Below are 14,809 nucleotides of genomic sequence, written 5' to 3'. Positions count from 1 at the left end.
CGGGCCGTACGGCCCGCACCCCTTCCCATCCCAACAAGCAAAGGATCACCATGCCCACGCTCACCTTCGATGGTGTCTTCGACCCCCAGCCCCGCCGCCTGGACATCGCCGCTCTGGACCTCCAGGGATTCCTGGACGCCTCCTACGCCGACCTGCGAGCCGCGTTCGGCCCGCCGTCCATCGACGCCGTCCCCGACGGCGCCGGAGCAATGTGGCACATCATCACGCCCGCCGGACCGGTGGAGCTGTTCGACTACGACAACCCCGACTCCCCGCAGGAGTACCCGGCGCAGCGTGCCGGCTGGCATCTGGCCGCCGACGACCTCAGCGCCCTGCCGTGGATCTACCAGCACGTCCTGGGCAGCACCGAGGACTTCCCCCGGCTCACCCTGAGCCGCGACGTGGTGGCCATCACCGAGGCCTACATCCTGTACCTGTCGCACCAGGCCTCCGGCTGGAAGGCGAAGGAACGCGCGGGGGAGCTCAAGTGGTTGCAGGCCAGGTCCCTATTCGTTCCCTTGCACCGTAGCCGCACGCTCCTACTCGATGTGCTGCTGGCCGACGAGTGGGCGGCGGCCGACGAGACGCAGCGGCAGGCGTGGCAGGCCCTGCCCGAGCCCCGGCTGAGGCATCGACTCGGCGACCCGGAGTACCTGAGCGGTCTGCGTGCCCGGCACCGCTGGGCGGTGCTGACCGACTGGCGCGGTCCCGGCGTCCAACCGGCCGAACTCGCCACCGGTCTGGCCGCGCTGGCCGACCGTCTCGCCGAGCGCCGCCAGATCGCCGTCGGCCGCGCCTACTACGAGATCTACCGCCGCACCGTGGCGGCACTGGCCGAGCGGGCGGCCGAGCCGGACCGCATCGGCTGACCTGTCGGCCGGGTGACCGGCCACGGCGGTCCCGCACCGGCTGAACGGTGCGGGACCGCCGCATATCGGCCATCCAAAACAAAGCGTGCATAAACGGATTAAATGGATCTGCCGGGCGGGGATGGCACCCCCGCTTCCGGCCACCACTCCAATCCAATCCAAAGGACCCGTCTTCATGCATGCCTTCTTCCGGCACGACCCCCGCCCGGCCACCGCGCCGAGCACGCCCGACCGGCCACCCCTGAAGCCGCAGACCCCCGGCGCCGATGCCCGCCGCCCGGCAGGGGAGCGGCACTGATGCTCGCCTCCCCCTACAGCCTGTGGGCCACCGACTGGCAGCCCGCCCGGCCCAACGGCCTGACGTTCATCGACATCTTCTGCGGCGCCGGAGGATCGGCCATCGGCCTGACCGCCGCCGGCTACTCCCTGCGCCTGGCCGCAAACCACTGGAAGCGGGCGATCGCCACCCACGCGGCCAATTTCACCTCCGCCGACCACCTGTGCGCCGACGTCAACAACTACGACATGCGACGCCTGCCCCGCGCGCACGTGCTGTGGGCCTCGCCGATCTGCTGGGAGGCCTCCCCGGCGGGCGGCAACCACAAGCCGAAGTTGCCCGGCGGCATCACAGGTCAAGGCGACCTGCTGGCCGAGGACGACGACGAGCCCGCCACCGACGATCGCTGGGCACGCACCCGCGCCACCGCCTACGACGTCTTGCGCGCCACCGAGGTCTGGCGCTTCGAGGCGATTCTGATCGAGAACGTGGTCGAGTTCGCCACCCTGTGGCCCCTGTTCTGGTGGTGGCTGGAGGCGTTCACCACCCTCGGCTACCACTACAAGATCGTGTGCGTCAACAGCGCGCACATCGGCGGCGACGGCATCCCGTACGCGCCGCAGTGGCGCAACCGCATGTACATCGTCCTGCTGCCCAAGGGCGTGCCCATGCCGGACCTGGAGCCGCGCCCGCTGGCGTTCTGCTTCGACTGCGGCGAGAACGTCCGCGCCCGCCAGACGTGGAAGAGCACCGATCAGGCCAAGCTGCGCATCGGTAAGTTCCGCGAGCAGTACCTCTACACCTGCCCCAACACCCGCCGCTCGCACGCCAACCCGGTCGTGGAGCCCTACGTGCTGCCCGCCGCCGCCGCACTCGACCTGAGCGACCCCGGCAAGCGCATCGGCGAGCGCCGCAAGCCGCTGGCCGCCTCCACCATGAAGAAGATCCGCGCCGGACTGGAGATGATCAGCGCCGGGCCGACCGCCATCCAGGTCAACCACGGCGGCCACGACGGACGCCACTACCCCGTCTGGCACAACCCGCTGGCCACCCGCACCAAGAAGGGCGGCGACGGGGTCGCCACCCCGCCCATGCTCGTCCAGGTCGGCGGCAACACGTCCGCCCCCCACTCCGCCGGGCTGCCGCTGCGCACCCGCATGACCCGCGACACCGACGCCGTGATCACCCCGCCCGGCATCGAGTTCGCTGACGCGCTGCCGCCCTACCTGGTCGAGGCGCGCGGCGGAGGATCGGTCGCCCGCCCCAGCGACCACCCGCTGGCCACCGTGACCGCGAAGGGCAACCACCTGTTCCTGACCACCCCCGACGACCGCATCACCTGGGACGGCGGCCACGGCCTGGTGATCCCCTACCGGCGCGGCGAGGCCAAGACCACCGCCACCCCGCTGCACACCGTGGCGTGCAAGAGCTCGGCCGCCCTCGTCCAGCCCCGCGAGCACCGGCCGATCGAGGAATTCCACTTCCGGATGCTCAAGGCACGCGAGCACCTGCGCGCCCAGTGCTTCCCCGACCACTACATCGTCACCGGAGGCCACACCGACCAGACCGCGCAAGCCGGAAACGCCGTCAGCGCCAACGTCGCCCAATGGCTCGGCCAGCTCGTCGCCCAGGCCCTGGGCTGCTGACCGGCGAGGCGACCGCCGCCGCGCGGTGACCGATCCCCTCACCGGTTCGGGCCGGAACACCGCTTCCGGCCCGAACTGCAGCCGGTCGGCACGCTCACCGCACTCCGCCCCGCCGCGTGTCACCGGGGAAACACCCACCCAACAAAACGCGCGAAAACTGATTTAATTCAAATGCCGGATCGGTGATGGCACCTCTGATCCGGCACCGCATCCAATCCGACAGGAAGTCCACGCATGACATCCACGGCACTCGACAGCTACTTCCTGGTTGTCCGCAACCGGGAACTGCGCCCCGGCGACGTCGTCCTGGAGCCGCTCGCATGCGGCTACGTGACCGCCCCGCCCGTCGCCGCCGACCCGCGCGGCGAGCAGGTCTTCGTCACCCTCGACGGCGGCCAGCCCTACCCGGACCTCGCCGCAGCCAAGGTCAGGGTCTACCGGCCCGGCAGCATCGACCTCTTGCCGCCGTGCCCGTGCGCGGCGGCCGGACTCGGCCAGCTCCACGACGGCTCGTGCACGCGCCTGCACGAGCTCGTGGAGCAAGCCGCCGAGCTATGGCCCGACCTCGGCCGCGACTGACCCCGACCGATCCCGAGCCCCGCACCAATGGTGCGGGGCTCACCCCTCACACGGAGCACAACATGACGCACGAGACCGGCATCACCGGAACCGTCGTATTCGCCAGCGACTACGCCATGGGCCGCTACGTCTTCACCACCTCGGGAGCACACGCGATCCCCGAAATCCAGATCCCGTTCCTGGCCGACTACGCCGCCCACTGCCAGAGCATCGGCCAGAAGGTCACCCCCGCCAGCTACAGCACCTACACCGCCACCTTCCCCGAGGAGGCGATCAGCCAGGAGCTCAAGAACCCCGGTGACGGCCCGCTGCCCCACCTCAAGCAGCCCGGCGAGCACTACCTGTACACCATCACGCCCACCGACTTCACCGCCGAGGAGGGCCCGGCCGACCTGCTGCACCTGACGGTGCGCGGAGTCGATCCGGAATTCGACTGGCTGGAGATCGGCGCCTACTTCACCGCCGCAGCGCTCTACCAGACGGCTGTCCGACTCCTGCGCCACCGAGCCGAGACGCGCACCTGGCGGTTGCGGAACCGCTGGGGAGCCCTCGCCTCGGTGATCTCCCCGCTCGTCACGGACTTGTGCGAACGCGCCGACCGCCTTGCCGCCCTGATCCCCCCGCCACCCGCACCCCGAGTCCTCACCCTGGCCATGCTGGCGCAGCTGCACACCAGCTACAGCGACGTGCTGGCCCAGCTACGCCGCCACGGCGTGCCCGACCCAGGCATCGACCAGCGCGACGCCTGCACCACGCACATCACCGTGCCCCTGCCCGGCGGCCGAGCGCTTACGGCCCGCTGCGCGCATACCGACACCCTGCCGGCCAACCCCGCCGCCGTACGAAGCTGGCGAATCGAGCGCACCATCCACGGCGTGCTCGCCGAGGAAGACACCTTCGAGATCATGGACCCCTCCCGTCTGGCCGAGGTACTCGGCCGCGAAGCCGAGCTCGTCGTCAACGCCCTTGCTGCCGCGACCGTGCGCCAGCAGGCAAAGCGGTCGCGGCCATGCCCCGCGTGCGACCGCCAGGTCTGGGACAACCGACTGAAGGGCGAACCATGCTCGATGTGCACTCCCTCGCACGCCGTGACCGAGCACACCCTCTTCCGCTTCGACGACATCGCCAAGCACCTCGTCAGTGAGCACGGCATCGATGTCACTACCGCCACGGTCACCCCCGAGGCCGTCAAGCGCTGGGCGAGCGAGCAGGACCTGCCCAGCACGCTCACGGAGCAGGCCATGATCGCGCACTACCTCCACGAGCAGACCCCCCACCGCATCCCGCAGAACTGACCGGCTCCCGGCGGGCGGGCCCACGCGGCAAGCGTGGGGACCCGCCCGCCGTTCAGCGGCGCACCACCATCCCCACAAAGCGCGCAAAAACTGATTAAATGAATTCAAGCGGTTCCGGATGGCACCCGGACCGCGCCTCTCCAATCCGAAAGGAATCACCATGATCCGCATCAAGCACGACCTGCCCGCCGGTACCCGCGTGATCGAAGAGCCGCCCTTCGAAGGCGTCGGCCTCATGCTCTCGACCGCCGGGTACGAATGGGACTACCGCACCAACGAATGGATCCAGCCCGACACGGCGTACCTCCCGGCGGACACGAAGGCCATCGAGGAAGTGGTGCGCCTGCTGACCAAAGCGGGGTTCACGACCACCGTGGAAATCGCCGACTGGATCGCCCCCACCGAAGAAGCCCGCAGCAGCGCCGCCCGCCACGTCGGCCCCACCGGCCCCGCCGGTCGCTACCTGGTGACCGACCTGCGCCCCGGCGACCTGATCCGCTACGGCGACCCGCACAGCACCCAGACCAAGTGGGGCCGAGTCGGCCGCATCAACCGGCGCACCGCCGACGTCTACCCCCACAACATGCTGTGGTCGCGGGTCCGCGTCACCCCGACCGCCGTGCAGGAGGCACGCCGCACGACCAGCCCCACCCAGCTCGCCAACCTGGCGATCCACGCCCGCATCCGCTTCAGCGCGAAGATCCCCGCCTAGAGACGCCCGCCGCCCCCGGCCCCGCGCCGGGGGCGGCGCCCCGACCCACCGGCATCTCTTCGACAAGAGGGACCTTCCATGAACAAGCTGCCCGAACGCCACCTCCGCCGCCTCGTCGCCCGAGCCGCCATCTTCCGGGCCGAAGCCGACCGCGACGCGACCCAACTGGACGACACCCCCCGCTGGCGACTGCGCCGCCGCCACGGCCTGCGCCAGCAGGCCCACGACTCCGCCATCAGGGCCAGCACCGCACGGCACATGCTGTGCATGGCCTTGGCCGCCGACTGCTTCGACCAGCAGGCCGTGGAGGACGACGCCGACCGAATGATCCGCGACTACATCGCCTGGGACGGGATGCAGCAAGCAGGGACCTACCTCATGCTCGGCCTTCACCGCTCCTGATCCGCACCACGACCGCGCGGCCGCCGGAGCACCTTCCCGCCCGGCGGCCGCCCTCCCCGATGGACTTCACCCCTCACGGACACGAAGGCCCTTGATCATGAGCAACCGCGCATCGTGGAACACCGCCGCAGGGCTCCGCCGCACATTGGAGCTCCTGCCCCCGGATCTGCTGATCGTCTTGTCTCTGGATCCCGCAGGCAACGCCTACGCCCCCCTCGGCCACTGCACCGAGAACCACCTCTACGCCCCCGAACCCGAACAGAACCCTGCCACCGTCACCCCGTGCATGACGCTGTGGCCCCGCCCTGTCCTTTCCGGTCAGCAGACCGAAGGGCTCACCGTCCGCCAGATATGCGACCGGCTGCTCCGGATCCACCCGGGCGCACCGATCGTGCTGGCCCACGACCCCGAAGGCAACACCTACAGCACGCTACGCGCCTACAGCTACGGCCGCCTGTACTACAACCCGGCAGCCGACACCGCCCACGCGCTGTCCGCCGACCCCCAGAGCGGTCCCGAGTGCGCGGTCTTCTGGCCACGTTGACCAACCAGCGCCTCCCCCTCCGCCGTGGTGGCCGAACGCACCGCTCGGCCACCACGGCCGCCCCCGTCCCTGCCCTGCCCCGAAAGGCCGACCATGCCCACCGCCCCGACCGTACTGACCGCCGCCGCTCTCTGCCGGATCCTTGCCCCGCTCCCCGGGCATCGACTCATCGCGATGACCGCCGACGCCGAGGGCAACGACTTCAGCCCCGTGGCCGACGCGCTCACCTACTCCACGATCGGCTTCTTCACCTACCGGACGCACGCCGGGCGAACAGGAACGCGCGTCAGCGCCCAGGGCATCGCCCTGTCGCCAGCCAGGGCGGCCAGCGATCCTGAGCAGTGGACCACCGTCCAGACGCTCCAGCGCGTGCTCAGCCCCTTGCCCGCCAGCATGCCCGTCTTCCTCGCCCAGAACCCTTCCGGCAACTCCTACGCCCCCGTGGTCAGCCACCACATGGAGCTGTCCTACATGCGCGAGGCCATCCGGCGAGACGCCGAACGACCCCGCGGTCCCATCTGCGGCTGCCCGTGCCTTGTCCTGATCCCCGGCTGAGCCGCGCTCAGCCCGGTTCCTGGCCGCCCGCCGGCCACCCCCCAAGAGCCCCGAGCCGATCATCGGCTTGGGGCTCTTGCGTTGCCCCGGCACGGACGGGAGCAAGGACAGGAGGCGTGTCCGTCGTTCCGGCTTCCTCGGATGCGTCATCGGCCCGGCGAGCCCCGCGCCGTCGAGGTTGACGCTCCTCGGCGGGGCGACCGGTGATCTCCTGTACGGCCGCGTCCACCTTCTCTCCGTCGGCGGCCCGCTCGGCCGCCTCGATGGTCTTCACGCCCAGCCCGTACTCCTGGCATGCCTGTGGACCGAGGGTCTCGCTGAGCATCGCGTGCGCGTGCGCGGCCCCGCCGAAGAGGCGGGCCAGCACGGCCAAGGCGACCCGCTCGTTCGCCACCGCCGCCTCCCGCTCCTTGTCGGCGGCCCGTCGGCGCGTGATGGCGGCTTCGGCGCCGACGGCGGCGAGCTCCTGCTGGCGTGCCTTCTCCAACGCCCGCTCCCGCAGCGCCTTCCTCAACTGTCTTCCTGACAAGCCTCTGACTTCATCTGTCATGAAGACATGACAAACCAAGATCATAAAAAAATCAAGATCATAAATGAAAGTAACAAAAAGATAACAGAAGATCATATAACAAGATCAACAAGACAAGACAACACAAAAGATCAAGAAGATAGAAGAGATCAATATAGAAAAAGTATTCACAAAAGAGAAAACAAAGATCAAAATAACAGTGCTAAGGTATCGGTCACTTCGTGACGATACGTTGGGATTAATATACAGAGCGTAGGAGGAGGAGGTCAGACGTGTCATGGGTCACCGTCATCGGCCCCTCCGACGCCCAGGTCGAGTACCGGCTGGCCGGTCTGCACGGCTGCGCGGGCGGCAACATCGGCCAGCTGGCGGCCGCGCCGCTGATCCAAGCCGTCCAGGACAAGGCCGCCGCGCTGGGCGTGGAGGCGGCCCAGTTGCTGGAAACCGACCGCCAGCGGCACGTGTTCGCCGACGCCGTCGCCCGGCTGCAGCGCGACGGAGCCGATGTCGAGATGAACCTCGGTGCGGTGATCCAGATCGCCGCGGCGACCGGCGTCGACCTGCACCAGCTGTATCCACCGTCGGTCCTGGCGGCGTTCGCTGCACTCGATGAGCAGCTCACCTACCGGATGAGCGACACCGAACGGCCGCTGTGGTGGATCGGCGGAGGCTGTACAGACGTCGGGATCGAAGCAGGCGCCGAGCTGACGGGAGAGCAGTTCGACGACGCCCGAGCGCTGATGAAAGGCCTCGATCCGCGTACGGGCGAGCAGCTGGTGGAGCCGAAGATGGCCGCCCACCCCGGCTCCAAGCTGCCGGCGGCCCCGCTGCTGCAGGCCATCCGCGATCGCGCCGCCGCACTCGGCCGCACCGACCCGCTTGACCTGCTGCGCTCCCAGCGGCAGAAGACCAGTTTCGAGCGGATGAGCCGCCAGGTGCGCCGCTACGGCTCCACCCACCGGGTGAAGGTGACGGCGCTGCTGACCCTGGCCGATGCCGCCGGAGTCGACGCCTTGGCACTGTACGGACGGCCCGAACTGGAAGAGGCACTGGAGCGCGAGCACGACCGGGTGGTGGTCGGCAACCGGGGCTATGACCTGACCATCAACCTGCCCAAGGCCTTCAGCGTGCTGTACGCCTTCGCCCGCGGAGACCTGGCCGAGGAGGTCGAGCAGGTCTTCATCGACTGCCTGAGCGAGGCGATCGCCGCGGCGGAGGCGTGGACGTGCTACGGCATGCGCGGCCACCACGGCGACGGCGAGCAGGCCGAGCGCGTCGACGGCAACGGGTTCATCGGCTGGGTGAACCTGCACCGGGCCGCCCGGCCGGTCGGCGGGGTGCCGGTGGGGGACCCGCACCTGCACGCGCACGTCACGATCGCCAACATGTGCAAGGGCGCCGACGGCAAGTGGTCGACGATCGCGGCCGGCGGCCGGGACCTGTTCCGGCACATCCTGGCGGTCGATGCGCTGATGCAGGCGCGGATCCGGCAAGTCACCCACGAACGCTGGGGGATGGTCTGGGAACGCAACGCCCACACCGGGGTGTGGCAGATCGTCGGTGTTCCCGAGGAGACGATCCGGCTGTTCTCCAAGCGCAACACCGAGATCCTGGCGTTGTTCCAGCAGTGGGGGATCGACATCACCACCTGCACCGCGACCCAACAGCACACCGCGGCCGAGGTGCTGAAGAACGCCAAGACCCGGGAGGCGACCTCGACGCCGACCGCGGGGTTGCGCGCCTACTGGCGGGCCGAGGCTCGCGCGGACGGACACGATCCGGATGCGGTCATGGCCGATGTGATGGCTCCGCACCGACTGATCGGCCGCCCACAGGTAGCCGGAGCAGCCGGTCCATCCGATCTGGATGCACTGTGCCGGTGGCTGTTTCGCCCCGATGAGGGCCTGACCGGGCACCGCAAGGACTTCACCAGCGCCCAGGCGCTGGCCGCGGTGGCCGACGCCATCCAAGGCGGGGTCGCCTCCCGGGATGAGGCCGAAGAGCTCACTGAGCTGGTGCTCACGCATGGCGGGTACGCGGTTCGACTGGCGTCGACCGGCCCCGTCCACCTGTCCCACAATGACCGCTACACCACCGCCGACATCATCGCGGCCGAGCGCGCGATCATCGCCTCGGTCCGCCGGCGCCACCGCAGCGGGTGCGCGGTGCTGTCACCGGCGACCTTGCAGATGGCCATCGGCACCTACCAGATCACCCATCAGCTGATCCTCAGCGCCGAACAACGCGCCGTTCTGGAGCGCCTGACGCTGGCCGGACACGGTGTGGATGCGGTCATCGGTGTGGCCGGAGCGGGCAAGACCACACTGATGGAAGTGGCGCGGATCGCCTGGCAGGCCGAGGGCAAGGTCATCGCCGGTGCCTCCACCGCAGCGGTGGCGTGCGCCAACCTGCGCCAGGAGACCGGCATCCCGGCCTACACCATCGCCAAATGGCTGGAACGCATCGAGCACGGGCCGGGCCTGACCGGCGTGGACGTCCTCATCGTCGACGAGTCCGCGATGGTCGATGACCGGCAGCTGGCTGTCCTGCTCGCGCACGCCGCCGAGACCGGCACCAAGGTCATCGGCATCGGCGACCCGGCGCAGCTGCAATCACCCGGCGTGGGCGGCAGCTTCAACGCCGTGCACACCCTGATCGGCGGCCTGACCTTGTCGACGAACTACCGCCAGCAGGACGCCGTCGAGCGCCGCGCGCTGGAGATCTGGCGCTCGGGGGACCGGCGCGAGGCGCTGCGCATCTGGGCCGAGCACGGCCGGGTGCACGCCACCACCACCCGCGAGCAGGCACTGGCGCAGATGCTGGTGATGTGGGACGAGCGGCGCCGCCTGTACCCCCAGGTGCACGAGGCTATCGCCGAGGTGCTGATGCTGGCGGGAAAGAACAGCGATGTGGACGAGCTGAATCTGTCGGCGCGCGCGATCCGCCGCGCCGCCGGCGAACTTCCCGGCCCCGACACCATGTTCGCCCTAGCCGATGGCGGCACCCTGGCGCTGACCGTCGGTGACATCGTGCTAATCCGCAAGAACCAGTACCGCGAATGGCGCAGCAACGGCGCCCAAGCCGACGTGCTCAACGGGTTCCGCGGCATCGTCACCGCCATCGACCGCCACAACGGGGTACAGGTCGAATGGCGCCACAGCGACGCCGACGGGCAGATCCAGCTGATCCGCGAATGGGTCAGCGCCGCCTACATCGCCGACGGCGGCCTGTCGTACGGCATGGCGATGACCGTGCACAAGACCCAAGGACTCGGCGCGCACTACGCCCTGACCTACGGCGCGGGCCTGCACGCCAACGCCACCTACACCGCACTGTCGCGCGACATCCGCGAGGCGCATCTGTTCCTGGCGCGCACCGCGCTGGAAGATGAGGACCGCCAAGCCAGCATGGGCCTGCCGCGCAGCCCCGTCGAGGAACTCGACCGCGCGCTGAACGCCTTCGTCGACTCCCTCGAACACGACCGCGGTGAAGGGCTCATCATCGCCGAACTCGGTGAAAAGATCACGCCGATCGACCCGCCCGACCTGGCCGGACCGGACCCTGCCGCGCCTACAGACGGCCGTATCGATCAGCCCGACCCGCTGGCTGAGGCGGTCCGGGCCGCCCTCGGCCCCTGGGCCGCGATCGTCACCGTCGATGCGCAATGGCCCGTCCTGGCACGGGTCCTGCACCGGGCAGCCGAAAACGGGCACGACCTGGAGCCATTGATCAGCGCCGCGGCCGCCGAACGACCGCTGACCGACGTGCACTCCCTGCCGCGCGTCCTGGCCTGGCGGATCCAGCAGCAGCTCGACGGCGAGACAGCCCTCACGCGGCGCGCCCAGCCGGGCACATTCGCCCCGCCGGTCCTGGACGCCGCCGCCCGCGCGGCGCTGGCGCACCTGCCGGGCATCGTCATCGGACGACTGCACCCCGATGCGGCCGAGACCTTCGACGATCTCGGGGACGACCTGTCACTGCTTTCGCCGCTGCCGCACGCGGCCGAGCCGGCGGTGACGCCCTGGCAGGAGCGGCTGTTCGGCGCGCTCACCGACACCGAACTGCACACACAGATCGACGAGATCACCATCGGCCTGCCCGCCCTGCACACCGCCGCCACCCAAGCCGCCGCCCTGGCCGACGCCCTGCGCGATAGCGCCGCCTCCGGCGTCGGGCCCGCCGTCAGCGCGGTGCTGCGCGCCCACGAGACCTTGCGCGCGCACGTGGCCGCGATCGACGAGCTCGCCGCCGTCGAAGCCGACCTGCAGGCCCAGCTCGCCACCGAGCGGCGCTTGCGCGAACAGCTGAACCGAGCCACCCGGGCAGGCACGGCGAGCGAAACCGCGCGACTGAAAGAACAGATCACCGCCAGCGGGCAACGCATCGCCCAGCTCACCACGCGGCGCACCCTCGTGCGCCGCGCCGCAGGGCCGGCCTCACAGTTCGACGCGGTCCGGCGCCGCCTGCAGGCACGCGATGAGCAGCAGCCGACGCTGCTGGAGCGGGCCCGTGACACTGATGTCCGCGACGCCGAGCGCACCGCCGAACAAGCCCAGCAACTGCGCCGCCAGGCGGCGGAACTAACGGTACGGCTGCAGCATCTACGGGCTGAGGCCGCCCTGCGTGAAGAGGGCGATACCGACGACGAAGCGCATGAGGCGGTACATCGTCTCCTGGTGCGCGTCGCCGGAACCTCCACTAACAAGGCCGTGCTCGAAAGGCGCGATGCCCCGGCTGTTGCTGCGGTGGTGGAACCGCCGATCGCAGCGGAACCCGGGACGGGACTGGGCGCTCCTGCGCAGCGGATGTAGCGGTCGTTGCGCTCACTGGGCAAGGCCGACAGCGGCGGCGCCCGAGCGGACATCAGCCCATCAGCGGTGAAGCCAGCCCCCGGAGCATCGGTATTTCCGCACACGGCATCAGCATGCCCCCTACCGTACGGCCGTGCCGCGCCTGCCGGAACGAATCGGCTAGTAGCGGCGGTACGACTGGATCCGCGGGCCCCGCGCACCCGGAGCCATCGCGCCGATTCCCACGATGAACGCCAGCACGATCATGACGAAGGCCAAGCCGGCGACAAAAACGAAGACCGTCAAGAGCACGGCGAGGACCTTCAGGGCGGTGTTCATCGCCCCCTCCTTGCGTCCGTAAAAATCCGTATCGGCCAGTGTGAAGGATGTGATCACCGAGCGCAACCGATCACAGCCGGGCGCGCCAGGTCGGCCCGTCGACGGCAGGGCCGTCATTACCGGGTGGCGTGTACGGCACGGCTGCGCCCGGCTGCGGCCCGCCGTCGGTGATGCTGCGCCGCGGCGCGGGGGACCGCTGCGGCGCCTGGGTGATGCCAAGTGCTTGTTGATCAGGCCATTGCTGCTCATCGGCGTCATCGAACATGCGGGCCAGGGCGCGCCGGTCGCTGCGCCGTTGCAGGTCCATGATGGGGCCGACGAGCCCGCTGCGGCGCTCGGGCGGGGTGGCCAGCAGAGCGGCCTGGCCGAACACCGAGGACGAGGCCATAACGTCGCTGATGAGGCTGCGATAGCTCGCCAGGACGGTCCGCGCCTGCTGGTAGACCGACGGGGCCGGTGCGGTACGGCGCAGGCGTTTGGCGATGCGAGGGGAGCGCAACAGCAGCATGTCGTGAGCGAGCATGGCCTCGTTGGCGTGCGCCAGGTTGGTCCGGGCGACCACGGCCATGGTCTCGTTGACGTGATACATGGCCATGCTGATCGCGGCGATCGTCTCGGTGCTCGGCGCCACGTCGGCGGGCTCTTTAGCGGGGGCGGCGTCGCGCCGCGCCGGCGTCCAACGCGGGTTGGCATACAGCAGTCGCCCCATCCGGATGACGAGATGCTCGACATGCTCCTCGGCAGTGGAGCGTGCCGTGACCGGGACATCGGTCAGCAACTCGGTCCATGCGCGGCTGACGCCGCGCCAGGCGGCGACCGAACGTTCGCTGAGGCCGTGGGCGTCGGCCAACGCCGCGCGCAGCTGCTGGGGATGGCCGCCCGCGCGCGCTCCCAGTCGCAGCGCCCGGGCACTCAACGCGTGGCACAGCTGCAGTTGGGTGTGGCTGAGGATGGCACCGCCGGTGGCGATCCGCTGCCATTGGCGGATGTCGAGCACATCGCGATCGTCGCCGTCGTAGAACGGGTCGGTGTAGAGCGCGCGCAGCGACTCGGCATTGTCGATGATGTCCTGGCACAGTTCTTCAGGGGTTTGCGTGTGCTCGGCCGGGTGGACGGGGGCGGTGCTCGGCCGTGGTGGAACCGTGCTGAGCAGGGCATGACCGCCCGCGCGATGCTGGACGGCGGTGACCATGGGCAAGGCGTCCGGCAGGTGCCGCAGCTGATCGATCGCGGCCTGCACGGTGGCGGCTTCCGGCAGCCTTCGCCGCTTCACGGTGGGCAGGATGCGCTCCAGGACGTCCGCCAAATGCAGGCCGTGAACCGTGATCTCGTGCAGGAGCGCATGCTGGACATCGAGGCTGTCGATGGCGCGGGCCCAGTCCGAACGTGCGACCCGCGTGCCGTCGGCGTCGATGGAGTAGTGAGTGCGCAGCAGATCAAGACCGATGCCTAACATCTGCGCGGCGGTGGCTAAATGCATCGCCAGCGGGTCGTCACGCTCGGCGGCGCGGTGCCGCATCTGCTCGACGCTGTGCTGGAGAAGGTCGTCGGCCGTGCGGAGGTGGCCGACCGTGCTCAAGTCGGCCAACCCGAGGAACAACCGCTCGCGGGCCTGGATCGTCGAAGCCGGAACCGAGAGGAATTCCCACATCTGGGCGGTGATCGAGCTGAGCTGACGGGCCGCGCCGATGGCGGCCACGCACTGACCGGTCGCCAGACGCGGCTGGCTGAGGTAGCTGGCGGCCGTCATGTGCTGCTGGGCGGCGGCGAAAAAGTCGCCCAAGGTGGCGTTCACAACGCATCCACCGCCAACAGCCGGTGCGCCTCGGCGACGTGCACCGCGGCGGCCGACAGCAGTACCTGCTGGCTGGGATCGTCGTGCTCACCCACCAGGCGCAGCAGGGCCGCACGCAGAAGAGCGAGCAGGTCGATGAGCGCGGCCGTAATGGAAGCGAACTCCTCTGCGAGCGTCATTGCCACCTCATCGGGGGCCGGCTCACCCAACGTGCGCAGCGCGGTGATGATCGCTTCGTCGGCCGAGACGAACGCTGGCCACTCGTGGACCGCTGCCCTGGCAGGCAGCGCTGTACTCGCGGCCGCCGCTGCAGCGAGCGCGCTCACGGTCGCGTCCAAGCGGACCACCGGGTCGGCGTGCTGCAGCCGCTCGCGCAGGGCCGGGTCGCTCAGTGGGGGTGAAGTCATCATCAGGGTTCCCTAAGATCGATTTGTCTGGAGTGAGTCGCTCTGGATGCCCAGGGCGACGGGGTGTGGC

13 protein-coding genes are annotated in these 14,809 nt (G+C 69.7%); 9 read left to right on the top strand and 4 right to left on the bottom strand.

Translation table 11 applies throughout. The features are described from left to right. Positions 1 to 50: 50 nt before the first annotated feature. The 8 genes from IEZ06_RS28045 (at position 51) to IEZ06_RS28010 (ending at position 6,879) form a co-directional block, all read left to right on the top strand. Entirely contained in the window at positions 51 to 869 is an 819-nt protein-coding gene (locus IEZ06_RS28045; RefSeq protein ID WP_189239687.1) for a hypothetical protein, read from the top strand. Positions 870 to 1,166: 297 nt separating this feature from the next. Continuing rightward, a complete protein-coding gene (locus IEZ06_RS28040; RefSeq protein ID WP_189239686.1) occupies positions 1,167 to 2,792 on the top strand; it encodes a DNA cytosine methyltransferase in 1,626 nt (541 codons plus the stop codon). A 234-nt stretch (positions 2,793 to 3,026) separates the two neighbouring features. Further along, complete coding sequence (locus IEZ06_RS28035) at positions 3,027 to 3,371, top strand: hypothetical protein (protein ID WP_189239685.1); 345 nt, start codon at positions 3,027 to 3,029, stop codon at positions 3,369 to 3,371. 62 nt (positions 3,372 to 3,433) lie between these two features. Next, entirely contained in the window at positions 3,434 to 4,666 is a 1,233-nt protein-coding gene (locus tag IEZ06_RS28030) for a hypothetical protein (RefSeq protein ID WP_189239684.1), read from the top strand. A gap of 160 nt (positions 4,667 to 4,826) precedes the next feature. Further along, positions 4,827 to 5,378, top strand: coding sequence for a hypothetical protein (locus IEZ06_RS28025; RefSeq protein WP_189239683.1), 552 nt, complete (start codon positions 4,827 to 4,829; stop codon positions 5,376 to 5,378). 78 nt (positions 5,379 to 5,456) lie between these two features. Next, entirely contained in the window at positions 5,457 to 5,780 is a 324-nt protein-coding gene (locus IEZ06_RS28020; protein ID WP_189239682.1) for a hypothetical protein, read from the top strand. 97 nt (positions 5,781 to 5,877) lie between these two features. Continuing rightward, positions 5,878 to 6,324, top strand: coding sequence for a hypothetical protein (locus tag IEZ06_RS28015; RefSeq protein ID WP_189239681.1), 447 nt, complete (start codon positions 5,878 to 5,880; stop codon positions 6,322 to 6,324). A 174-nt stretch (positions 6,325 to 6,498) separates the two neighbouring features. Further along, on the top strand, positions 6,499 to 6,879 hold the full coding sequence (locus IEZ06_RS28010) for a hypothetical protein (RefSeq protein WP_189239680.1): 381 nt from the start codon (positions 6,499 to 6,501) through the stop codon (positions 6,877 to 6,879). 7 nt (positions 6,880 to 6,886) lie between these two features. Here IEZ06_RS28010 and IEZ06_RS28005 read toward each other — a convergent pair whose 3' ends face one another. Further along, complete coding sequence (locus IEZ06_RS28005; protein WP_189239679.1) at positions 6,887 to 7,504, bottom strand: hypothetical protein; 618 nt, start codon at positions 7,502 to 7,504, stop codon at positions 6,887 to 6,889. Positions 7,505 to 7,680: 176 nt separating this feature from the next. Between IEZ06_RS28005 and mobF the strand changes: the two genes are divergently transcribed. After that, on the top strand, positions 7,681 to 12,219 hold the full coding sequence (mobF, locus tag IEZ06_RS28000) for a MobF family relaxase (RefSeq protein ID WP_189239678.1): 4,539 nt from the start codon (positions 7,681 to 7,683) through the stop codon (positions 12,217 to 12,219). A 159-nt stretch (positions 12,220 to 12,378) separates the two neighbouring features. Here the strand turns inward: mobF and IEZ06_RS27995 are convergent, their stop codons facing one another. The 3 genes from IEZ06_RS27995 to IEZ06_RS27985 all read right to left on the bottom strand — a co-directional run bounded on the left by IEZ06_RS27995 (position 12,379) and on the right by IEZ06_RS27985 (position 14,742). After that, positions 12,379 to 12,537, bottom strand: a complete 159-nt coding sequence (locus IEZ06_RS27995; protein WP_157237489.1) for a hypothetical protein — start codon at positions 12,535 to 12,537, stop codon at positions 12,379 to 12,381. 70 nt (positions 12,538 to 12,607) lie between these two features. Beyond that, entirely contained in the window at positions 12,608 to 14,332 is a 1,725-nt protein-coding gene (locus IEZ06_RS27990; protein WP_189239677.1) for a hypothetical protein, read from the bottom strand. Beyond that, on the bottom strand, positions 14,329 to 14,742 hold the full coding sequence (locus IEZ06_RS27985; protein WP_189239676.1) for a hypothetical protein: 414 nt from the start codon (positions 14,740 to 14,742) through the stop codon (positions 14,329 to 14,331). Before IEZ06_RS27985 ends, IEZ06_RS27990 begins: the two co-directional genes overlap by 4 nt. Between the last annotated feature and the right edge of the window lie 67 nt (positions 14,743 to 14,809).

Source organism: Planomonospora antibiotica, assembly GCF_014647955.1.
In the GTDB taxonomy this organism is placed as follows: domain Bacteria; phylum Actinomycetota; class Actinomycetes; order Streptosporangiales; family Streptosporangiaceae; genus Planomonospora; species Planomonospora parontospora.
Note: the sequence above shows the minus strand (reverse complement) of the source record. Positions and strands in the feature narration are given on the sequence as shown.